Here is a 22,231-nt window from a genome sequence, read left to right as displayed (position 1 = left end):
AGTGATGTACAAGCATAAAAAAAATGTGCAAAGAACCGTCTAAAATCACCCATAACAAAATATTTCAGTTTTATACGTAACCTATTTACACGCTATTTAGTATACATCTCTATACATAAATAAAACACATCCATATAATAAATTATCACTTAGTTTAGGAGTTGAGGATGTGTGTAAAACACGATGTGGATGTAATCAAGCTGTTAGGCAAACCCTCGTTGATATGAATCAATTTGTATTACATCCAAATACTGCAAGTAGTATTGCTCAAAATATCCCCATTACACCAGATTTTTTGACATTAGCACAACTATCACTTGAACATCTTATGCCAGGGGATTTTGTTTTATTGAATGCCACTGTAGGGTCTGGGGTACTCAGTGATTCTCCAGAATTATTATATAGCATCTATCGTAACACAATTAGTCCATCAAACCTCATCTTTAGCACGAAAACAGAATTAGAAGGAAGTATTCCTAATTTTAGTAATGAATTCAGTATAGATACATTTAGACATGTAGATATGAATCCAACCTTAGGGAAAGTAAAATACATCCTAACCGTTGAGTGTGTTGATTTAAATGCTATGGCTCAAGTAGTAGGACCTCTCACTTTCGTTATACAACAAATCAGAAACCCTCAGTCAGGAAAGTGTATGTGTGACAAAACTGTTTCTCAAAAATTAATAGATATGAGTCAATTTGTATTACATCCAAATACAATAGAAGCTTCGTCTGAAGATATACCATTATCACCAAATTTCTTGACGTTAGCAGAACTATCATTGGATAACATCATGCTCAAGGATCATGTTTTATTAGAGGCTACTGTTGGCACAGAAGCTTTAGCAAATGTATCTGAAATAATTTATAAAATATATCGGAATTCAGTAAGCCCAGCCAATCTAATTTTCAGTGCGAAAACAGAATTAGTAGCAGGTATTGATTTCAATATTGATAGCTTAACTCATGTTGATTTAAATCCACCTTTAGGGAAGGTTAAATATATACTTACAGTGGAAGGCCTTGCTCAAAATGCAATGGCCAGGGTAATAGGTCCAACTACATTTGTTATCCAACAAATTAGCAAATATCAAATTGGAAAAAGTAGTTGCAGCATTCCTGCTAAAACAAAACTAATAGATGTACATCAGTATGTGTTAAATCCAAATACTTCAGCAAGTATTATGAAAAATATCCCTATATCACCACAGTTTTTGACACTAGTAGTATTAATTGTAGATAAAGTGATGATGGAAGAGAAGATTATATTAAATGTGACGATTGGCTCTGAAGTACAGGACGATTCACCTGAATTAATATATAAGATATATAGAAATACGGTAAACCCAACCAATCTAATTTTTAGTGCAAAAACCGAATTGGAAAATGAAGTAAACGATTTTAGCATTGATAGCTTTACACACGTTGATTTGAAACCAACTTTAGGTAAGGTGAAGTATATATTAACCGTAGAAAATACTGATGTTAACTCGATAGGATCAATAATTGGACCCATAACTTTTACATCTAAAAAAATCATTTCTAGTTAGACAGCATAGTTCCACTTAAAGTATTGAATGTTAAAAGCCAATCTATTCATGAATAGATCAGCTTTTAACATTTAAATATTCTAGGTTATTTTTTAATCAAATCATCCTTAGGTGCCACCCAAAAAGCGAAAATTAATGATGTAATAACGATTAATATAGGTGCATAGAAAATAATAAAGCTATTCATTCATCATCCTCCTTACACATGATTGTTTCCCTTACCTTGGACGTACTCCTTATTAAATAGAAATAACTTCAGCAAAAGGTAGAGAGAAGGAATGAGTAATCCTAGTCCAGCAACAAACGCAATAATTAAAGCAATCGCCATCGTATCATTTGTAAAGCTATCGTACATTGTAAGATAGGGATACATTAAATAAGGATAATGCGATACGCCATACCCCAAAAAAGCTAGAAAAAATTGGCCTACTAACAATCCAAATGCTAATCCAAATGCTTTTCGTTTCCATAGTAAAATCACAGTACCAATAAATAAGAAAAATGACAAACCAAATATCCACCATAAATCTAATAAATTCTCAAAATGAATTGAGTTATGTGATCGCAATTCAATAATAATCCCTGAGGCTGTAACAATGGTTGGTAATGCAGAAACGAGAGCATATCTTCTGAACAATTCTGTTGCTTTATGATCTTGTGCATAATAAGCATACCATGTTAAAAAAACAGCAGATATATATAGAACAGCGGACAAACTAAGAATGACAATACTCCACGTCAAGGGGCTTGTGAACAAGTCAACATAATTTAGTATTGGACCAGATGACTTCATTGTAACAAAGCCACCCTCGGAAATGGTTAAAACGATAGACAATGAAGCAGGTATAAATAATCCTGTCAGACCGTACAACATCGTATACGTATTTTTTTGACCCTTACCATAAGTTGCAAAAGCGTAATAAGATCCTCTTATGGCTATAAGTATAATCGCTAAACTAACTGGAATTAGTAATGTTGTGCCATAATAAAATGCAGTTTTTGGAAAAAAGCCAATCATGCCTACGAAGAAAAAAACGAGAAAAACGTTTGTAACTTCCCAAACTGGTGACAAATAACGTTGAATGAGCTTCGTTAAAATATGCTGCTTACGTGTAAGTGTGCTATACGCATTAAAAAAACCAGCACCAAAATCAATAGAAGCCACAATTACATAGCCAAAGAGAAAGAGCCATAATACTGATATACCAATTACTTGAAGAGTCATACTGAGCCACCTGCTTTCTCTAGTGCTCGATCTGACAATTCTTGTTCAACTGTATTTTTTCTAAACATTTGTGAAAGAACGATGATACTACTTATTGTTAAAACTACATATAATCCTGAAAATGCATATAGCATTTTATCAACATGTTGAGTTGTAGTTGCAGCATCGTTTGTTCGCAAAAGTTGATATAGTATCCACGGCTGTCGACCAACTTCTGTAAACCACCAACCTACCTCGATAGCAATCATTGCTAAAGGTCCACCAAGTACCATCATCCAACGGAACCATTTCGTCAAAATAAAATTCCATTTCTTCCAAATGGCTAATAAGTAAACTCCTGATAAAATTGTTAATAAAATTCCAATCGTAATCATTAAATCGAATAAATAATGAATATAAAGCGGTGGTATTTCATCTTCAGGGATTTGATCTAGCCCAATTACTTCAGCGCTTGGAAAACCAAAAGCTAATATACTGAGCGCATATGGTATGTTTAAGCTATACTTCACTTCCTCTTCACTTAAAACTCCGTATAAAACGAGTGGAGCTTCACTTTTTGTGTCAAAATGCCATTCAGCTGCCGCTAGCTTTTCAGGTTGATATTCTGCTAGATACTTCCCAGAGAAATCACCAATTATAGCGGAAGCAAGTGAAAAAACTAGACCAAGTTTCATAGTTAAAAACAACGCCTTTTTATGATATTCATGCTTTGATCCTTTAAGCATGCGAAAAGCAGCAATTGATGCTAAGACAAATGCTGAAGTCATATAGGCAGTTGTCAACACATGTGCTACCTTCGTAGGCATTGCTGGGTTAAACATTGCTAATAAAGGCTGAATGTTGACAAGTTCCCCTTCTACAATGTCAAACCCTTGTGGAGCATTCATAAAGGCATTTACAATCGTTATAAAAATAGCTGAAAAGGATGCCCCAATAGCAACAGGTAATAACAATAACAAATGCTTTCGCTGATTTTCAAAACGATCCCATGTGTATAAATAAATGCCAAGAAATATCGCTTCAAAGAAAAAGGCGAATGTTTCCATAAATAATGGTAACGCAATGACATTACCTGCAAGCTCCATAAAGTTTGGCCATAAAAGTGAGAGTTGTAAACCAATTGCAGTCCCTGTAACTACACCAACCGCAACTGTTATAATAAAGCCACGTGTCCACCTTCTTGCTAAAAGGATGTAGTGTTCATCTTGCTTTTTAATTCCTACCCACTGTGCGATCATAATGATAAGTGGGACACCAACACCTATTGTTGCAAAAATAATATGTACGGATAGTGTTAACTCCGTCAAAATACGACTAAAAAAGACTGCCTCTTCATTTACCATGGAAAAGCCTCCTCCTTACCCTGAAAAAACACGTCCTAAAAAGGATAAACCTAAGATAAATGCAACTAGAAATGTTATTAAAGCTAATGTTTTCTCCTGTTTTTTATACATAACACCGCCCCTTCAAGATCAGAATATCACAAAATAAACGCCTTTAACGGTGACAGTTAAGCGTCATTTTTGTGTTGTAATTATGAAGTATGAACGTTTATTAATACCTGGATTGGAAATTGTTTTTGGTGGAAAAAAATAAAAAAGAATAAACCTCACGACTGTTTTCCATTTATCAATTCTTGAAAATCTTATAAATGAAAAATATAGTTTGGTGAAGTGAATCCTTTTAGTAGCAATGTTATATTATTGTATACATATTGTTAAATAATCTATGCTTTTTGCCATGAGTCAATCATTTCTACCTGCGCAGCTTTTAGCATCGTGTATACAGGACAGCGAGATTCTACTTTATGTTGAAGCTCATTGATTCTTCCTTCGGGTTCAGTTGTTATGATTCTCACATCTACCTTAACAGCTTCGAAATATGGACGGATATGTGGGCTACCCATAAATCCGCGTGGATCAAATTTTCCACTGATTTTTAGTTCCATATCCTTAAAATCAAAGTTCATTTCTCGTGCTACTACACGTGCGGTAACATTTTCGCAAGCTGCTAGCGCACCTAAAACTGATTGAAGTGGATTTGGCCCTAAATCTCTTCCACCCATTTGTTTACCTTCATCTATGATAAATTCGTGTTTACCAGCTTTGTTCATAATTGTTAGACCCTCTGAACGTGAGTTTATAATAATGTTTAATTTGTTTGTCATTTTATTATCTTCCTCTCTAGATGTACTATCCAATTGTTGTTCTTTGTGTTAATGTTCTTTGCTGTTGTTGATTAAACCAATACTTGTTCGTATATTTAATATAATAAACATGACCTTGTTGCTGAACAATAAAAGCTAACGTAACGATTAGTGCTGCATCAGCACCGAAAGATGTCGCTGCTAAACCTATTGCAATTGAAAGGTTTCTTAGTGCTACCCCGTTCACTAAAGCAATCCCATCTGAACGATTTAAGAGCCTCTTCGCAATTACTGTGCTAATAATATAGTTTACTAGATAAAATAACACTAAAACGATAAGTGCAAATATGATTAACTGTGGCTTGCTAACAATCATTTCAGCCTTCATACTGATACTTACAAATACCACGTAAAGCATTGACCATATACTTAATGGTGTTATATTAGGTTTAATTTTCTGCTGAAATTGGTCCAAAGTATATTTTTTTAATATTACTTTGAACGTCATATGTCCCAATAACATAGGTAAAAAAACAACTAATAATATGGTGCTGAAAATTTCAAACATATTAATATTAATAAATTCGCCAACCATTAATAATAAATATATCGGTGTTAACAACGAACCTAGTATTAAGCTGAAAATTGTTAATTTTATCGCAGCATGAACGTTCCCTTTTTGCATGGATGTCCATGAAATAGTCATACCACTCGTAGGTAATAGTGCCAATAACACTAAACCAGCAAACATATTAGGGTATTCATTTAATAACGTTTTACCTATTAATAGTGCAATTGCTGGAATGAATAAAAAGTTGATCATCATAGAATACAATAAAATTTTAGACCCCTTAAATGAGGATAATTCTTTCAACTTTAAACCAACCAACGATGTATAAATCATCATAATTGTCGCATATAATATTGTTGGTTTTAAAAAGCTTGTATCAGTAGAACTGCCTATGATAAAACCTAGTACCAGTGTTAATGGAATACTTAAATGTAGAAACCTTTGTGGAAAAGTATATATCATTCTCATTACAACTCACCTCCAATCATTCGTATACCCCGTATGGTATATAAAATACTATAAGGGGTATATATAGATTTGTCAATTTATTAAAGAAAATCATACTACTATTGAAATAAGTATCGTTCAAATATCTAGAGTAACTATGTATTATCCTACAAAAATTACGGGAAATACATCCCCTTTCCCACCATGCAAAAAGTATTCAATTTCTTAAAATTCTCTTAACGTTTTGTCGTTATTGGATCAAGTTGTACACTATCCTTTCATTCCTTTTGTATGCTTTATATTAATTGGTCTGCTTAATAAAGCAATTAAGAGGAAGTAAATAGCCTAATACCTAATACATGTGATAATTTCATATTTACACAAATAAAACCAGCTAATATTTTAAAATTAGCTGGTTTTGCTTGACAATTATTTACTTAAACCATCCTTTTTCTTTAAAATGAGTGATGGCTTCAATTCGATTTTTAACTTCAAGCTTATCAAGTATCGTTGAAATGTAATTTCTTACTGTACTCGTTTTTATTTGGAGTTCATCTGCAATTTCTTTCGTATCTCGACCATCAGCAACGAGTTCTAGCACTTCTTTTTCGCGATGAGTCAGAGGATGACCTTCATTATACATGTCGTCCATAAGTTCAGGTGCATAAATTCGCTTTCCAGCCATGATACTTCTAATTGAGTTTGCCAACTCCTCGCTTGGGCTGTCCTTTAATAGATACCCTTTAACACCTGCCTTTAATGCTCTTTGGAAATAACCACTTCGTGCAAAGGTCGTTAAAATGATAACTTTACATGCCATTTCTTTCAGTTCCTCAGCTGCTTCTAGTCCGCTTTTTTCTGGCATTTCAATATCCATTATACAAACATCTGGCTTGTGTCTTTGCACAAGTGATATTGCTTCAGCACCGTTACTAGCTTTACCTACCACTTCCATATCTTCTTCTAAATTGAGAAGTGACCCTAATGCACCCAGCATCATTCGTTGGTCTTCTGCAATAACTATTCGAATCATTTCAGTTCCTCCTCATTTCCCTGCTTAACTATGTTATTGGGCACTTTCATGATGATTGCTGTTCCTTCATTTGAAACGATATCTAGTCTACCATTCACAAACTCAAGTCTTTCTTTCATTCCTAAAAGTCCACTTCCTTTACCTAAATCGTGATCTATGGTGATGCCAATACCGTTATCACGAACGGTAATAGAAATTTCATTCCATGATTGTTCTATAGATATCTCACATAAAGTAGCGTTACTATGTTTCACTACATTTGTTACAGCTTCTTTGACACACATGCTTAGTATATTTTCTAGAAACAATGAAACATTGTTCAATTTGACATCCTCATCTATAATAAATTCAAGTTGAGCAGCTTTTAATATTTCTTTTACTCGTACAAATTCCTCTTTCAACCTTATACCACGCATCTGTGATACCATATTTCTTACTTCATTTAAAGCTGTGCGTGCAGTTTGCTGAACATCCTTCAATTCGCTTTTGGCTTTTTCAGGATCTTTAGCAATTAGCTTTCTTGCTAAATCACTTTTTAAGCCAATTAAAGAAAGTTTTTGACCTAACGTGTCGTGTAAGTCACGGGCAATTCGTTGTCGTTCCTCTTGTTTAACAAGCTCAGAAATCCTTTTATTAGCATCTTCTAGCTGTTCTTCAAGTCTACCTTGTTTTTTCCGATTATAAATATTGAACGGTAGAAGGATCACGCTAATCCACACAATGATAATAAAAGGAATTTGTTTTAGAAATAGCTGTTCTTGAAGAATGACGCTAAAATTAATTAAGCCTGTTGTTATGATTAAATGTATAATGTAAAACGTCATAAAGGTGATACGACTTCTTATATGACCATTAAAATAGGCAATATAAAATGCAAAATAAATAAATTGAAATAAGATGGTCATTGTTACTGCTATTGCTAATAATAATAACGTTAATAAATACATGATCCATCCTTTGGAGATGAATGCAAATCTATAAGAAACAAGAAATAACACAGTTAATATAATTCCTATTACAACTTCAAGCTTTGAAGAAGATTGAAAAACAAAATAGAACGGTAAAATACTAAATACGCTCCATATGTATGGTGAAATGCCCTCACTCTTTTGAAATATCCATAACTTTTTTATCATTATTATAAACCTCTTTAATAAGTTGGTCTTATTTGTTTATTTTATCATGATTTTCCATTCGTTTTTACTATTTTGACTATCAATTGCTTTATATTACTAAATAACTCCTTCAATTATACCTTTAGTCTTTACTATTTATATATTCTATGACTTTATTTACATAGCTATGTAATGGTTTGGATGAATCTACAATTAAACCGTAAGTATCAGACGGCTTTTTACTATTATTAATAGTTATACTGAAATTCTCTTCAGTAACTTCACTTAATTGACTTTGCATGCTTTTTCGTTGCTTTAATCTGCGATTTATTTCTGTAAAATCATTGAGATATAATTTGTACCAAACTTTGTACATAGGCGCTGTCTTTTTCTATCATTTCATTATATAAACATGGGCTATCCAGTATCACACTATTTTGTTGAGATAAATAATATTCTGCTAATGACCAATCAATATTGTATGAATTCTTACCTGCAATTTTTGGATCTATTGCAAATTCAAGAGATTCTATTAATGCAGTTTTTTCACAATGTCGTGATCTACTACAATTGCACCTGTTCGTTTTGCTAATAGCTTTGCAAGAGATGATTTCCCTGAGCCTGGAAACCTGACATTTGAAGAAAAAACACGACGTTTGCACCTCCTAGAAAACTAATTTTTTATAATCCTATTATGTAAGAAAGTTGCAAGCATGTCCTGTCGTGCTAGTAGCAACTGCTTATTAAAATGGTGATTGGTGATGGTTGTTATCACTCATATATACGCTAGTTCATATCATTTGATCGGCTCACTTCTTTACGATACATCACAGGACTCATTCCTTCATGCTGCTTAAAGAGCTTTGAAAAGTACGTGTAATCCTGAATTCCAACTTCCTTACCAATATCCATAACCCTTTTATCTGTCGTCGTTAGTAACTTTTTCGCTTGAAACAATCGATATTGGGTAAGAAATTGTAAAGGAGTCATCCCAAGTGAACGCTGCATACACCTTGTTATATAATCAGCATGAAAATGAAGGTCACGTGCTACATCCTCTAACAAAAAATTCTCCTTATAACGTTCTTTTAAATAGATCACTACTTGCTCTGCTAATTTCTCAGAAGCATCAGGAATACTAAGGGTTTCTTTTTGAAGATGAAAGATAAAATCTTGAAAATAGAGCTGTTGTTGTATATGTACTTCGGGATTTTGCAATTCATTTAATGAAATGACTTTTTCCATAACATTCTCCATATAACTCTGTCTTCGGACAGCACCAAGTCTTGGGAGCTGTAAATGAAAATGAGCTGGTGTGACAAAAGTAGGTTGTCTCTGAATGATATGAGACCAGTTTAAGGATCGGCTCTCCTCTAACTGATAATTCTGCTCTGTTTGAAAATGCATCCATATGTATTCACTTTTCTCTGTACATCCTCGATGTCCATAATGTTCAATTCCTGGAACTAAAATAATATACTGCCCTTCTTTTATTTCGTATGGAATGTCATCTTCAGTTATATACACAACCCCTTTACAAACGTAGATTAAATCAAAAACGATAAATGTTCTTTTAAAATGCCTTTGTCCTTTATGAAATATCGCCCTCCCACCTTTAATATACGTAGGAAAAGGTGGGGCTGGTATAGTTATTATACTCATTTAAGTTCTCCTTAAAAGTCGTAATACTCCAAAACATATCGGCTCAGTCTATTCATTATTATACAGAAAATAGATACACTAGGTATAGTTTTTCAAAAGCTATCAAAAGGAGTCTGCATTAATATTGAAAAAATCAAACATTCAACAAAATTTAACATTATTTGCCCTCACATGGCCGATTTTTATTGAACTGTTACTCCGAATGTTAATGGGAAGCGCTGATACGCTGATGCTTAGTCAATATTCAGATCTGTCAGTTGCCGCAGTGGGAGTATCTAATCAAATAATATCAATCGTCATTGTCATGTTTAACTTTATTGCAACTGGTACTGCCATTATTATCGCCCAACAACTCGGCTCAAAAGATTTGAAGCGTGCAAATGAAACTGCAGTTGTTGCAATTTCAGTAAACTTATTTTTTAGCATCTCTTTAAGTGCTATCCTGTTTATATTTAAGAAAGACATTTTATTATTAATGGGGCTACCAGATGAACTAATGGGTGAAGCCTTAAGTTATTTACAAATCGTTGGTGGTTTTATGTTTCTTGAAGGGCTTCTAATGACGATAGGAGCTATATTACGCAGCCACGGTTTTACAAAAGACACGATGTATATCACAATGGGAGTAAATCTAATAAATGTAATTGGGAATTATCTTTTTATTTTTGGTGCGTTCGGTGTACCTGTATTAGGTGTAAAGGGAGTTGCTATCTCAACAATATTAAGTAGATTTATTGGTTTACTTATCATTATTTATGTTTTATTAAAGCGAACAAATGGTTCATTACCTTTTCATATTTTCTTTAAGTTCCCAAAACAGCCGATTCGTCAATTACTTAAAATTGGTGTACCGACTGCAGGTGAACATTTATCATATAATACCTCTCAAATGCTAATTACATTCTTTATAGCTATGATCGGTACTGATGCGATAACAACTAAGGTATACACACAAAACTTAATGATGTTCATCTTTTTATTCGCACTCGCAATAGGCCAAGGAACTCAAATTATGATAGGCCACCATGTAGGGGCTAATGAACTCAACAAAGCTTTTCACCGGTGCTTGAAGAGCTTAAGATTAGCGGTAACTATTTCCTTGTCTGCGGCTTTAATCTTTTTCTTCTCAGGAAAAAACTTGCTGCAGTTATTTACGGATAATGAAGGTATTATATCATTAGGTAGTCAGTTACTGTTGTTAACAATTATACTTGAACCTGGACGTGCGTTTAACTTAGTTGTCATTAATTCGTTAAGAGCAGCTGGAGATGTAAAATTTCCTGTGTATATGGGAATTTTATCTATGTGGGGCATAAGCGTGCCTTTGGCATATATGTTAGGTATACAAATGGGTATGGGCTTAGTTGGTATTTGGATCGCATTTATTGTTGATGAATGGTTTCGTGGTATACTTATGTTAATTCGCTGGCGTTCCAAAATATGGGTTCAAAAAAGCTTTGTAAGTGAAGCCAATGCTCATTCTACATCATAAATTAACTTGATATTTTGATCCTCTAAAAGCGCCTTAGAATTTAGCCTAAGGTGCTTTTTTATCAACATAGTTTTAGAAGCTTCTCATACTAAAAAATAAATGTGTGAATAACTAGGTTTCGAGACATCTCTTCTTCTATAACGATGACTTATTTATAATGTGACACCTATATCTTCTGCAATAGCAACAAGCGTTTTTATTATAGGATGTTTGCGCATTAATTGTTGCTTTTCGTACTAAGAGCCAAAAACGTATACAACTTGAGATCGTGGCATCTTTCCTTTTGTACAACAACGACTAACCATGTTAAACCATTTTTTTCTCTATTTGGAACATATAACCAAACAAAGTGTACGAAAAGATCCTTATAATTCAACCTTGATATGAGGATAGATCATTGACAAAACGACCTTTTAACAAGTACACTTCAATATGTTAACATTACGGTTTTATAAGTTAACAATTCTTTTGTGTAGAATTAATGGAGGAAGGGAGAATACATCATGGGAAAGAATTCAAGGAAGTTCAGGGTGATTGACATAACATATGGGGCTGTGTTTGTAGCATTAATGGCAATTGGGGCTAATATTATTTCTTGGCTACCTTTCTTAAAAGTTGGGAATGTACCACTCTCAATGCAACCATTTTTTGCTATTTTAGCAGGATTGTTGTTAGGAAGTAGAGTTGGCTCTTTATCAATGGTAGTTTATGCTCTTGTCGGTATCGCTGGTTTACCAGTGTTTGCCGAATTTAAAAGTGGATTACCAGTTCTCATGTTACCTACAGGTGGATTTATTATTTCATATATTTTTGTAGCTTATTTTGCTGGTAAAATTGTCGAGCGCAAAGAGCAGCCGACTTTGTCAACATTTATGATTGCATCATTTGTTGGTATTATACTCGTTTATATGATTGGTACTAATTATATGTATCTTTCTATAAACACTTGGACTGGTGCAGAAATTGGATACTCAGCTGCATGGAAAACAATGATCTTTTTTGCGATAAAGGATTTTGTCTTTACGATTATTGCAGCGATGATCGCACCAAGAATTTATCATTTAGTTAATAATACTAAATCGACACCTACTTATAATAAAGCAATGTAAACTTTGAAATTTAGCAAATTGAAACCCTTGATCGAAGGCATGAACACAAACCTTTAGATCAAGGGTTTTCCCATTTTACCTTTATTTACATGTACAGTGATGTCGTTCAAATGACTATTAACGTGATTCCTGTATACTGATTTTATAAAGCTTAACGGCATGAGAGATAACAACTTTTGCAACAGCATAAGTAGGGATGGCAAAAATAATACCTAGTATCCCGACTAAATTCCCTGCAGTTAGTATTAAAATGATAATTGTTAACGGGTGTATATTCAATGTCTTTCCCATTATTTGTGGTGATATTACATTACCCTCAACTTGTTGTGCAATGAGCATAATAATTGCAACATAAATTGCCATTATAGGATCTTGGAAAAGCGCAACAAGAAATGCAGGAATAACAGCTAGATAAGGTCCTAGAAACGGTATCACATTCGTAAACATACCAAAAATAGCTAAGATGATCGAATAATCAAGACCAATAATGAGATAGCCTATAAATAGCATCAACCCAACAGAGACACTGACGATTACTTGTCCTTGTACATAGGAAGAAATGGTTTTATCCATATCTTTCAACACTGCAAGAATATTACCACGCTTATTTTCAGGAAAGAATTTAGCGACGCTCGGTTGGAAACGATCTCCATCCTTTAACATATATAACAATATAAAAGGAACGAGGAACAGATAAAAGATCGTATTAACGAATCCACCAACAAAGCTAATGATCCCACTAGATATATTTCCGATATTTTCAGTTAGTTTTTGTTCGAAGTCTCCACTGAAGGATAAGGCTGCTTCTTGAAAATCAGGGAATAAATCCATGTTTTTTTGTACATACTCGATCCCCTCAAACATCACATTTATCATAGATGGTAAGTTATTCATTAGTCTTTCTAGCTGATCATTAATAACAGGAGTTACTAATTTGTAGAAGATATAAAAGAATAGAATGATTACCAAATAAACGATTATTATCGCTAACCAATTTGGAATTCTTCTTTTTTCTAACCACTTAATAAGAGGCCTACATAAATAAAATAAGACCCCAGATATAACGAATGGTAAAAAAATCGTTTTAATTAGTACGAAAACTGGGGTAAACACAAATAACGTTTTCTCAAGAAGAAATGCAATTAATAGAATCAAGATGATTCCTATCATTGTTCTAAACCAGCGTTTTTCACTTAAACTCATTTTTTCACTCTCATTCCATAGAATCACTTATTTCATATTCCTATCATTAAGCTTTACCATTATAACTAATCATAAACCGTCGCAGATATATTATTGTTAGTCTCATGTATAATATGAAATTTTAAGTTCAACAGATTTAACTCTGGTAACCGCTTAAGGAATATAAAATTCTATGACATATATTTTAACATAATTGCCTAAAATTCGTGAAATGAATCGTGAATAAGATTGTAAGTAGGAGTAATATGCCTGTAAAATCATAATTGATATGTCACAAATTTCCTTAAGGCTCTCTTTATAGCTTACCACAATCGTTTTGCATCGTAATAGACTTTACATGTTGAGCAATAGATGGCTGCCTGTCCATTTTTCATTTCCTCATTTAATTTTGAATGACATTGCTTACATCTTGCATCAATATATTGTAAATATTTAGCTAATATTTTGTCAGACAATACACGTTTACTATAGCAATGCTTACACTCAAGTATAATTCTTCCTTCCTCATTTATAAAACTACTCTGCTGGTGATTGCAAACGTAACAGTAGTGCCAAGTTGAAATATAATTCTTCAGTGAAATCGTTGGATGATGTAGAAGGATTGTTTCTCTAACTTGCATCTGATTCCGTTTAGCCAATGGGATATTTAAGTATTTTAATAGCAACCGAACTGTTTGTGGCGCGTTCATTTTTGCTGCAACCTGTATATCTGTGTGAGCGATAGCCCATATGATTCTTTCATCAATAATCACAAACGGCTGTAAAACTCTCTTTTGTACTAAATGGTAGCTTTGTAGTGGAATTTGTTCAGGTTCTTCAGTAATAATTGTTATAACCAATTTATTAGATAAATCTTTTAACACTGGCCAAAGTTGATTATGATAGTTGTGTAATTGTGGTACAGAGATCATAATTCTTTTGTTGGCATTTGAAATATCCTTTAATAATATATCATTCACTTCATTATTCCGATACCAAGTTAATTGTTTACTACCTCGTTCATCTGTTAATGATGCTACAATGTTGTCGTGGCTCTGTTTGTGATTTTTTTTATGCATATGATTTAACAGTTTACTAATCGCTTTATCTTTACCTACCTTGCTCTTAATAAAAGGTTGATCAGCAATTGTTAATAACTTGCCTTTTGCTCTTGTGACAGCCACATTTACTAGTCGTGATGATTGTTTATTAGTTAACAACTGACCAGCAGTAAGCTGACCATTACTGTCCACAATATCAAATATCATGAAATCTCGTTCAGAGCCTTGGAATTTGTGAATAGTTGCAGCTGTAATTGTCGTACCTTCTGCTAATTTTGATAATGGCATTCTTTCATTTAGCCAAGTGGATATGATTCGAGCTTGGGCACGATATGGCGTCACGTACCCTATGGATTTATGCCCGTTTCGATAGGCAACAAATATATGGTGTAGTGCAAGACAGGCTGTGATTAAGTTAAACCTTGATTCATAGATTTCATCCTTCATAGCAAAAGCTTGAAAATAGGAGCTATCAATGAAAATCATTGCATCACCCGGATAAGGCTTTTTTCTAGCTATGATTGCTCTCTTTTTAACTGTTAAGTGATCACTTATATTGGATTGATACATTTCTACATTAGAAAATGCGGAAATATCAGGATGCATCCTTCTCTGTTTAGTTAACATAAACAAATTCGGGTGTTTTCCCTGTTGTTCCAAAGTTGTCACAATGTTTGTCTTCCGAAATATATCTTCCTTAAGCCATCTATTTACATACAAATTGTCTGAAAGAGCAATAGGAGGTAACTGTTGAAAATCACCACAAACAACAATTCTCTTACCAAGAGTAGCTGCAAAGGCTATTTGTGGGACATACGCCATACTTGCTTCATCAATCACGATAAGATCATAGTTTCTATCAAAAATTTGCTTATCCACTGCCGCTTTCGTTAGTGTTACCCCTATTACTCGTGCTCGCAGTATAACTTCTTTCTCAGCTTCTGTTAATTCAGAACGATACCCTTCTAGTTCAGTTTGTAATGACGTAACTGATTGTATCGGAACGTGTTGCTTAGCTTCTATTTTCTCTTTTACATAATCTTTTTGTTCAGTAATCACCATTTTTCGGTCACGTATTTGATGATGGATCTGTTCAGCTATTGTTGAAGACAGTAGACTATCGTGTGCAATGACCTGTTCGTCTCGACTCATACCGTATCTAATAATATCACCTGTTTTCCAACGTCCACGTTCAGACAAGAAATTCGTAACAGCAAGCATTACTACATCAAGTGCAGCATTGCTATGTGTTAAGACGAGGATTTTTTGTCCTTTTACATAATTTTGGACGATAACTCTGGAAAGCGTGAACGTTTTTCCTGTACCAGGTGGTCCCCAAACATAAGTTGTATCGTTATATAAACTTCGATTAACAACCTCTTTCAAAGGAGTTTCAGCATGTTGCTGATGATGATTAACAGCCGCATTACCTCTTAACAACTTTGACACTTGTCTAAGTTTTTGTTGATCATTTGAAGCTTCATCAAGTCTTGTTAATAAAGCTTCAATTAAACGCCAAGGTTCCGTACTCAATTCTAAATCGCTGACTGTTTTCCCAATATAAGTAGCTAGTGTGACTATAAGTTGGTTACCTTCAACAGATATAATCTCTCCAAGATAATCTTCTTCGTTGTACTTAATTCTTACTGCTGCACCTTCTACCAAATAGACATCTGAACTTGTATAAAAAACATAAATATATTCATCTTTATGAGAAGAAATCATCTTTCCATGTCGAATGTGAACACTAGAGCCACCTTTGTCTTTTAACGTAGATATTTCTGCTTGAAGTGCCTTTTGCCATTGCTCAAAAATCTCATGAATAGTTAATTTCATCTCAGTTTCCCTTCTAATTACGCTTTAATAATTGCAAAAAATAGTATAATATACGAAAATCATAATTATATCAATTAAATCCAACGTGGGAAAGGTGTAAAATAATGAAAACGAACCTCTATTATTCAGACCCAAATATGACTACTTGGCAAACTGTCATTACACATAAATATGAAAAGGATAATAACTACTTCGTTATTCTTGAAGAAACAGCATTTTATCCAGAAGGTGGAGGACAACCAGCAGATCATGGAACGATTAATGGTGTAGAAGTTATTGATGTGCAAGAAGATGGTACAAGTATCGTTCATCAAGTGACAGCGCCATTAAACATTGGTGAGGCGGATTGTCAAATTGACAAACAACGACGTATAGATCATACACAACATCATACTGGGCAACATTTATTATCGGCTGTATGTATTGAACTGTTTGAAATGGAGACTTTAAGCTTTCACCTTGGGTCTGATACTGTATCCATTGATTTGGATACACCTAGCATTTCTGATGAACAATTGTTCCAAGTAGAGCAACAGGTGAACAAATATATTTTTGAAAATAGGAAAATAAAAACTTATTATGTGTCTAATGAAGAATTACCTTCATTACGATTACGTAAACTTCCGAAAGTATCTGAAAATATTAGGATCGTTGAAATTACTGGCATAGATGTGTCAGCATGTTGCGGTACACATGTGGAATCTACAGGACAAATAGGTATGCTAAAGCTACTTAAAACCGAAAAGCATCGGGGCAAAACAAGACTATACTTCGTATGTGGCTTTAAAGCATTAGCTGATTATGGATCAGCACATTCAGTAATATCAAATATCGGTTTAAAGCTAAGTACGAGTAGGGATAATTTTGTAAATAAGCTAGACAAAATGGAACAAGAAAGAAGGCAATTTCAAAAAGATCTAAGCGAGGTAAAAAGTCAATTATTTTCATATGTGGCGGATCAGTTAATTCACGAAGCAAATGACCATGTTATACACTTTATATCAAAGGATTACAGTAGTAAAGACTTACAAATCATATCAAAACAAATTTTAGCAAAACAGCAGGCTATCGTGTTATTACTATCAACGATCGAAAATCGACTATTGATAGCACAAGACGGTAAATTTGATATACATATCGGGGCTATGGTTAAAGAGCATGCGAAAGAGTATGAAGGTAAAGGCGGAGGAAACGACAAACAAGCACAAGTCTCATTTTCATCAACTAGTGATGCTACAAAATTTTTGACTTTTGTAAAAGAGTATACTAAGAATAGTAAGGTTAGCGAAAAGATATAGTATTTTTAACACAAAGTTAAAGTGAGTACGAATACATACCCCCAAGTCATCATATGATTTTGGGGGTGATAGCAAGTGGGGTAATTATTTTTTGGCTACCTCTCAATGAAAGCGTTTTAACGTACCATTATTTAAAACGATGCTTAATTTATACGAGCAATGCTATTTTAGTTACAATAAGGACCATCTTTCTCAAACAGTATTAATTATTAGAACTTATACTTCACCACCTCCTATTACATTAAAGAAATAGCATTTTTGGGTTATATATTTCACCCTGTTTAGTACTTTAGGCTGTTTTCGCATTGATTGTTGCTGTGCGTTCTAAGATATAAGCATGTATACATTTAGTGATCGGGGCATCTTCCCTACTTTTTCAATTATTAAGCACTAATATAACTAGCAACAAAGTTAACGAAAAAAGTCATACTTTAACGAACTCACTTCAATAGGTTAATATTATATTTTTCGACAAATTCTTTAACTCTAGGTAAACTAGTTTCAATAAAATCTACAGGATCATTACTAACTTCCAATATATAATTCAAGAAGTTCACTCTTCTAGCGGTCATAAATAGCTCTAGCTCGTAGTCAGTTATATTAGGTAAATCGCGGACCTTTCTATAACCTTGAAAATAAAAACGTTTTACTTCATCAAAATTTTGCGTCTCCTCATACTTGTAGTAATACAACATAATGGATATGTCGTGTATTGGCAACCCAAACATAGAATCCTCAAAGTCTATTAAATGCATTTGTTCCCCGTTAACTTTAATATTCGATGGGTTTAGATCACCATGTATTAATTGAAGGTCTTCATTATTATTTTTATAGTAAGTCGATAATTGATCATTTAAAAAAGGAATGATCCCATCCATTATTTGATGGTATTCTTTTGACAAAAACTTCTGGTATTTTTCATGTTTATAGATTGCTTCTTCTCCCTGATAATAAAATACTTTATCCCATGTTTTTGGAGTAATTTTTGAAGGAATCTGTATCCCATAAGTTGTTTTATGCAGACGAGCAGTTAACTCACCTAATTGTATAAAGCGCTTCTCACTTTCATTCCCCTCTAGATCATCACCTTCCAACCAACTATATAAAGCAACACGTTTGGGTGTAGAAGTATATTTTGATTTAATAACTTGTAATTTTTCCCCATCTTTCCCTGAGATCATTCTCGGAGCAGAGACGTAATTTGCTTTATTTACAATGTCCATAAAGAATATTTCCGTAAGATTATCCTCTAAAGAACTAGATTCCTCTTGAAAGATCTTCATGACATATGTGTAACCTAAATGATCTTTAAGTTTATATAAGATGTTAGTTTCTTCACTTAGAAAAACTAACTCATCAACTTGTACATCATATTTCTCTGTCGCAAGTTCTGCTACCTTATATAATGCTTTATCTTTTGTTATTACACCACTTTGTTCTTGTTCCATAAATGTAACTTCCCTACTACTATAAATAAAGATTGAAATAATCTATTTAGTTTGTTTCCTAATGTCAACTCTAATTGATGTATGAGCATTTAGAAATAGCAAGAATCATTTGTAATCAAACTTGCCATAAAAAAGCTGATCATCCATTGAGTTTTTATTTATTTTTTGTATAAACTATTTTTCACAGTATCTGGTAATAGGAAACATAGTTCAGCTAGCGGAATTACTTTAAAATTGCACTACATCATTTTTCAGCGACCCCATTATTAAAAAATTCATTACCTTTGCAAGATTGAGTATTTATTACTTAGTTAAAATAACTACATAGAGTTTGAAGGTTTAGTACCAGTTTAACCCCTAAAAATTGTGGCATGCCGAGTATGTGTGTATTCACCTTTTAATTAGAATCATCTTTACAGAGAGAAAAATCTCCTGTATAGTTAGTTACATGAGTGACTAACTATACAACTAACCTGTATTTTTACGTAAAGTGAGGTGGCACAAATGAAATCAACTCTTGATGAATCTCAACCTATTTTCCAACAAATTGCTGTGATGATAATGGATGACATCGTTGACGGAAGGTTAAAAGTTGAAGAGCAAGTTCCATCAACAAATGAGCTTTCACGATTCTATAACATTAATCCTGCAACCGCACGAAAGGGTTTGCAGTCCCTTGTTGATAAAGGAATCATATACAAGCAACGAGGTGTTGGAATGTTTGTTGCAAAAGGAGCGAGAGAAAAATTGCTTATAGAAAGAAAACAACATTTTTATGAAGAATACATCATGCCTTTACTTGAAGAAGCACGCCGCATTCATATTGATGAAGAAATGATTATTGACTTAATAAGAGGACAACAGAAAAAAGATAAGGAGAGTGAATCATGATTAATGTACAAAATGTCACTTACGGATACCATCAGACACCTGTGTTGAATCATTTTTCATTTAAGGAGGATGCACCAATTATTTCCGGTATATGGGGGAAAAATGGAGCTGGAAAAACAACACTTATGAGTTTGTTAGCAGGACATGACCGACCAGATAATGGGGAAATCACCATTATGGATCAAAATCCATACAACAACTTATCTGCACAGCAACATATATGTTACATTCAAGAAAACCATCCCTTCGGTAAAAATTGGACAGTACAGGATGTATTAAAATACGGTCAATATTTTCATCCAAATTGGGATCATGAGCTAGCAAAATCTTTGTGTGATCTATTCGAATTACCTGTAAAAAAGAAAATTACTAAATTCTCTAAAGGAATGAAAACCGCAGCACAAATCATACTAGGCTTGGCAAGCAACGCTACCGTGACAATTCTAGATGAGCCAACAAATGGTTTAGATGCAGTGAAGCGCAAGCAGTTTTATGATGTATTATTAGAAAGCTATGAAGACCATCCTCGATTAATTTTACTCTCCACCCACCATATAGAGGAAATTCAACCTTTATGTGAATCGCTAGTTGTTGTACATGAAGGAAAAGTATTGTTCCATCATCAAATGGAAGAAATGCGTGAACGTGGTATTCTCCTATCAGGTGCTGAAGAAGATATTCATAAAGTGTCGAAGCATGCAAAAATCATAGAATCTTCAAAAATAGGCTCTACAACTAAAATTATGATTGATGCTCCATACTCTAAAGAATGGAAAAAAATTGCTTCTGAACAAAATCTCTTGATTGAAAAAGCTACTTTACAAGGCTATTTAATTAACATGACTACGACTAAGAAGGTGGTTAATGTATGAATGCTGTAAAAGGAACATACAGACTGTTATTCGAAGATATGCGTTGGTGGTTATTGTTATTTTCAGCGATAACATTAGGGCTAGCTGTTATTTTTATAGCAATTGGGGTTATTTTTGAAGTCAGTTTTTCTGCTTCCCTTTTCGGCCCGATATATGGAGCTATTTGTACAATTGCGTGTATTGGAATTGTTTATTCCTTCCCAGTTTTAATAGGCCTAGGCAGTACTCGAAAACAGTTTTTAAAGTCATACTATTTTATCGCTTCCATTATGGTTATTTGCTTTATTACCGTTTTAAATATTATATATTTTATTATGCACACATTGAATCAATTAGGTGTTCACAAATTATCCTTCTTTCATCCAGGCATGTTTTATTCAATGAATTATCATATTCTAGCATATGTGTGGATTGATTTGATGGTTGGTTTTTTATTACTTGGACTAAGTGCCTTTCTTACCGTCAGTTGGAAAAGACTAGGAACCCGAAATTTCTTAATCATTTTTTTCACATTTAACCTTCTTATTACAATATTAATAAATATTATTAACATTACTTCTTTATTGGAGTGGGTTTTTGAATTAAATGTCATTTATACATTTACAATTGTAGGATTTATAGGATTTTGTTTGTTAATATGCACTTTCCCTATGATGAAACATGCTCCACTTGTAATGAAAGCAAGAAACGCTTAATTGACCAAACTTCTCATAGAAGTTGTACGATATGCTTTAACTCTTTTTCTCATATTGTAATTAGCACGAGAATATTATATAGATATCTATGCAGATTAGCCGCATTTATAGTGTATTAGACCGACATTGCCTACTATTTACTCAGCTATAGACATATTCTCAATCAAAAAGTGTGATCCTAAAGCTAGATGTACAATTGAACTATTACTTATATTAGGAAGTCCTTTAACCAATTTCCATATTACGACGGTTAATTAGATCCTGAAAAATTAACCTTCATAACTACCAACGATACGATCATTTTAAAATTGATCGTATCGTTTTATTATTAGTGCTTCAAATTCTTATTCCTCCAGGTGTTCCCATTATGCAACCTTGTTGAAGTGGTAAGAAATTTCATCTATCACTTAATTTATAGCTGTTTTCGTATGAATTGTTGTTTTTCTTTTTAAGAAAGTATACAAGGTAACATAATTCGTATCAGCTAACCTTAAGTAATACAACGAAAAACGTATAATAATACATATTATTGTTCTAGTTTGATATCAATAGGAACAAAGTCTAAGAGTATATTCATCGTAAAATATCCTTCCGTT

General features: G+C 33.4%; 18 protein-coding genes and 1 pseudogene. 7 read left to right on the top strand and 12 right to left on the bottom strand.

All coding sequences use genetic code 11. The annotated features are described in order from the left end of the window. The first annotated feature begins 169 nt into the window (after positions 1-169). The gene (locus SLH48_RS12820) at positions 170-1,552 is read left to right on the top strand and encodes a hypothetical protein (protein ID WP_320258508.1); all 1,383 of its coding nucleotides are present in this window, start codon (positions 170-172) and stop codon (positions 1,550-1,552) included. 85 nt (positions 1,553-1,637) lie between these two features. Here the strand turns inward: SLH48_RS12820 and cydS are convergent, their stop codons facing one another. From cydS to SLH48_RS12780, 9 genes and pseudogenes are all read right to left on the bottom strand, one after another. Then, a complete protein-coding gene (gene cydS / locus SLH48_RS22505) occupies positions 1,638-1,739 on the bottom strand; it encodes a cytochrome bd oxidase small subunit CydS (protein WP_413785420.1) in 102 nt (33 codons plus the stop codon). A gap of 12 nt (positions 1,740-1,751) precedes the next feature. Beyond that, positions 1,752-2,777 carry a cytochrome d ubiquinol oxidase subunit II gene (locus SLH48_RS12815; RefSeq protein WP_214481741.1) on the bottom strand — a complete coding sequence of 342 codons (1,026 nt, stop codon included), beginning with the start codon at positions 2,775-2,777 and terminating at the stop codon, positions 1,752-1,754. Beyond that, the gene (locus tag SLH48_RS12810) at positions 2,774-4,120 is read right to left on the bottom strand and encodes a cytochrome ubiquinol oxidase subunit I (RefSeq protein ID WP_320258507.1); all 1,347 of its coding nucleotides are present in this window, start codon (positions 4,118-4,120) and stop codon (positions 2,774-2,776) included. Before SLH48_RS12810 ends, SLH48_RS12815 begins: the two co-directional genes overlap by 4 nt. A gap of 383 nt (positions 4,121-4,503) precedes the next feature. After that, on the bottom strand, positions 4,504-4,944 hold the full coding sequence (locus SLH48_RS12805) for an OsmC family protein (protein ID WP_320258506.1): 441 nt from the start codon (positions 4,942-4,944) through the stop codon (positions 4,504-4,506). Positions 4,945-4,969: 25 nt separating this feature from the next. Then, on the bottom strand, positions 4,970-5,962 hold the full coding sequence (locus tag SLH48_RS12800; RefSeq protein ID WP_320258505.1) for an arsenic resistance protein: 993 nt from the start codon (positions 5,960-5,962) through the stop codon (positions 4,970-4,972). A 412-nt stretch (positions 5,963-6,374) separates the two neighbouring features. Beyond that, positions 6,375-6,974, bottom strand: coding sequence for a response regulator transcription factor (locus SLH48_RS12795; RefSeq protein ID WP_320258504.1), 600 nt, complete (start codon positions 6,972-6,974; stop codon positions 6,375-6,377). Further along, complete coding sequence (locus tag SLH48_RS12790; RefSeq protein WP_320258503.1) at positions 6,971-8,110, bottom strand: sensor histidine kinase; 1,140 nt, start codon at positions 8,108-8,110, stop codon at positions 6,971-6,973. Before SLH48_RS12790 ends, SLH48_RS12795 begins: the two co-directional genes overlap by 4 nt. Before the next feature lie 121 nt (positions 8,111-8,231). Then, positions 8,232-8,740, bottom strand: a pseudogene (locus SLH48_RS12785) (AAA family ATPase). Between the two features lie 135 nt (positions 8,741-8,875). Beyond that, entirely contained in the window at positions 8,876-9,751 is an 876-nt protein-coding gene (locus SLH48_RS12780) for an AraC family transcriptional regulator (RefSeq protein WP_320258502.1), read from the bottom strand. 124 nt (positions 9,752-9,875) lie between these two features. On the opposite strand from SLH48_RS12780, the gene SLH48_RS12775 reads away from it, so the two are divergent. Continuing rightward, positions 9,876-11,243 (top strand): MATE family efflux transporter, encoded by a 1,368-nt coding sequence (locus SLH48_RS12775; RefSeq protein WP_250886580.1) that lies wholly within the window; start codon positions 9,876-9,878, stop codon positions 11,241-11,243. Between the two features lie 503 nt (positions 11,244-11,746). Next, positions 11,747-12,352, top strand: a complete 606-nt coding sequence (locus SLH48_RS12770) for a biotin transporter BioY (protein WP_320258501.1) — start codon at positions 11,747-11,749, stop codon at positions 12,350-12,352. Positions 12,353-12,469: 117 nt separating this feature from the next. On the opposite strand, the gene SLH48_RS12765 is transcribed toward SLH48_RS12770, so the two are convergent. Beyond that, positions 12,470-13,555, bottom strand: a complete 1,086-nt coding sequence (locus SLH48_RS12765; protein ID WP_214481750.1) for an AI-2E family transporter — start codon at positions 13,553-13,555, stop codon at positions 12,470-12,472. 302 nt (positions 13,556-13,857) lie between these two features. Beyond that, a complete protein-coding gene (locus SLH48_RS12760; RefSeq protein WP_320258500.1) occupies positions 13,858-16,431 on the bottom strand; it encodes an AAA domain-containing protein in 2,574 nt (857 codons plus the stop codon). A gap of 104 nt (positions 16,432-16,535) precedes the next feature. On the opposite strand from SLH48_RS12760, the gene SLH48_RS12755 reads away from it, so the two are divergent. Beyond that, positions 16,536-17,729: an alanyl-tRNA editing protein gene (locus SLH48_RS12755; RefSeq protein ID WP_320258499.1), complete on the top strand. Its 1,194-nt coding sequence runs from the start codon at positions 16,536-16,538 to the stop codon at positions 17,727-17,729. A 440-nt stretch (positions 17,730-18,169) separates the two neighbouring features. Here SLH48_RS12755 and SLH48_RS12750 read toward each other — a convergent pair whose 3' ends face one another. Next, the gene (locus tag SLH48_RS12750) at positions 18,170-19,177 is read right to left on the bottom strand and encodes a phosphotransferase enzyme family protein (protein ID WP_320258498.1); all 1,008 of its coding nucleotides are present in this window, start codon (positions 19,175-19,177) and stop codon (positions 18,170-18,172) included. A 504-nt stretch (positions 19,178-19,681) separates the two neighbouring features. Between SLH48_RS12750 and SLH48_RS12745 the strand changes: the two genes are divergently transcribed. The 3 genes from SLH48_RS12745 to SLH48_RS12735 are packed head-to-tail and all read left to right on the top strand — an operon-like array spanning position 19,682 to position 21,635. Beyond that, positions 19,682-20,068 carry a GntR family transcriptional regulator gene (locus SLH48_RS12745; protein WP_214481754.1) on the top strand — a complete coding sequence of 129 codons (387 nt, stop codon included), beginning with the start codon at positions 19,682-19,684 and terminating at the stop codon, positions 20,066-20,068. Continuing rightward, positions 20,065-20,940 carry an ABC transporter ATP-binding protein gene (locus tag SLH48_RS12740; RefSeq protein ID WP_320258497.1) on the top strand — a complete coding sequence of 292 codons (876 nt, stop codon included), beginning with the start codon at positions 20,065-20,067 and terminating at the stop codon, positions 20,938-20,940. The genes SLH48_RS12745 and SLH48_RS12740 overlap by 4 nt, the downstream gene beginning before the upstream one ends. After that, the gene (locus SLH48_RS12735; protein ID WP_320258496.1) at positions 20,937-21,635 is read left to right on the top strand and encodes a hypothetical protein; all 699 of its coding nucleotides are present in this window, start codon (positions 20,937-20,939) and stop codon (positions 21,633-21,635) included. Before SLH48_RS12740 ends, SLH48_RS12735 begins: the two co-directional genes overlap by 4 nt. Positions 21,636-22,231: the final 596 nt, after the last annotated feature.

The sequence above is a fragment of the Cytobacillus sp. IB215316 genome (assembly GCF_033963865.1).
Lineage (GTDB): Bacteria > Bacillota > Bacilli > Bacillales > SM2101 > Nanhaiella > Nanhaiella sioensis.
The sequence above is the reverse complement of the archived record's forward strand: the minus strand, read 5'-3'. Positions and strand labels throughout refer to the sequence as shown.

What these genes read in the sequence shown, in the direction of transcription:
- SLH48_RS12740 (WP_320258497.1), top strand. Translation starts at nt 20,065, where the DNA reads ATGATTAATGTACAAAATGTCACTTACGGATACCATCAGACACCTGTG.
- SLH48_RS12815 (WP_214481741.1), bottom strand. Translation starts at nt 2,777, where the DNA reads ATGACTCTTCAAGTAATTGGTATATCAGTATTATGGCTCTTTCTCTTT.
- SLH48_RS12735 (WP_320258496.1), top strand. Translation starts at nt 20,937, where the DNA reads ATGAATGCTGTAAAAGGAACATACAGACTGTTATTCGAAGATATGCGT.
- SLH48_RS12790 (WP_320258503.1), bottom strand. Translation starts at nt 8,110, where the DNA reads ATGATAAAAAAGTTATGGATATTTCAAAAGAGTGAGGGCATTTCACCA.
- SLH48_RS12745 (WP_214481754.1), top strand. Translation starts at nt 19,682, where the DNA reads ATGAAATCAACTCTTGATGAATCTCAACCTATTTTCCAACAAATTGCT.
- SLH48_RS12810 (WP_320258507.1), bottom strand. Translation starts at nt 4,120, where the DNA reads ATGGTAAATGAAGAGGCAGTCTTTTTTAGTCGTATTTTGACGGAGTTA.
- SLH48_RS12800 (WP_320258505.1), bottom strand. Translation starts at nt 5,962, where the DNA reads ATGAGAATGATATATACTTTTCCACAAAGGTTTCTACATTTAAGTATT.
- cydS (WP_413785420.1), bottom strand. Translation starts at nt 1,739, where the DNA reads ATGAATAGCTTTATTATTTTCTATGCACCTATATTAATCGTTATTACA.
- SLH48_RS12765 (WP_214481750.1), bottom strand. Translation starts at nt 13,555, where the DNA reads ATGAGTTTAAGTGAAAAACGCTGGTTTAGAACAATGATAGGAATCATC.
- SLH48_RS12770 (WP_320258501.1), top strand. Translation starts at nt 11,747, where the DNA reads ATGGGAAAGAATTCAAGGAAGTTCAGGGTGATTGACATAACATATGGG.
- SLH48_RS12795 (WP_320258504.1), bottom strand. Translation starts at nt 6,974, where the DNA reads ATGATTCGAATAGTTATTGCAGAAGACCAACGAATGATGCTGGGTGCA.
- SLH48_RS12750 (WP_320258498.1), bottom strand. Translation starts at nt 19,177, where the DNA reads ATGGAACAAGAACAAAGTGGTGTAATAACAAAAGATAAAGCATTATAT.
- SLH48_RS12805 (WP_320258506.1), bottom strand. Translation starts at nt 4,944, where the DNA reads ATGACAAACAAATTAAACATTATTATAAACTCACGTTCAGAGGGTCTA.
- SLH48_RS12755 (WP_320258499.1), top strand. Translation starts at nt 16,536, where the DNA reads ATGAAAACGAACCTCTATTATTCAGACCCAAATATGACTACTTGGCAA.
- SLH48_RS12760 (WP_320258500.1), bottom strand. Translation starts at nt 16,431, where the DNA reads ATGAAATTAACTATTCATGAGATTTTTGAGCAATGGCAAAAGGCACTT.
- SLH48_RS12780 (WP_320258502.1), bottom strand. Translation starts at nt 9,751, where the DNA reads ATGAGTATAATAACTATACCAGCCCCACCTTTTCCTACGTATATTAAA.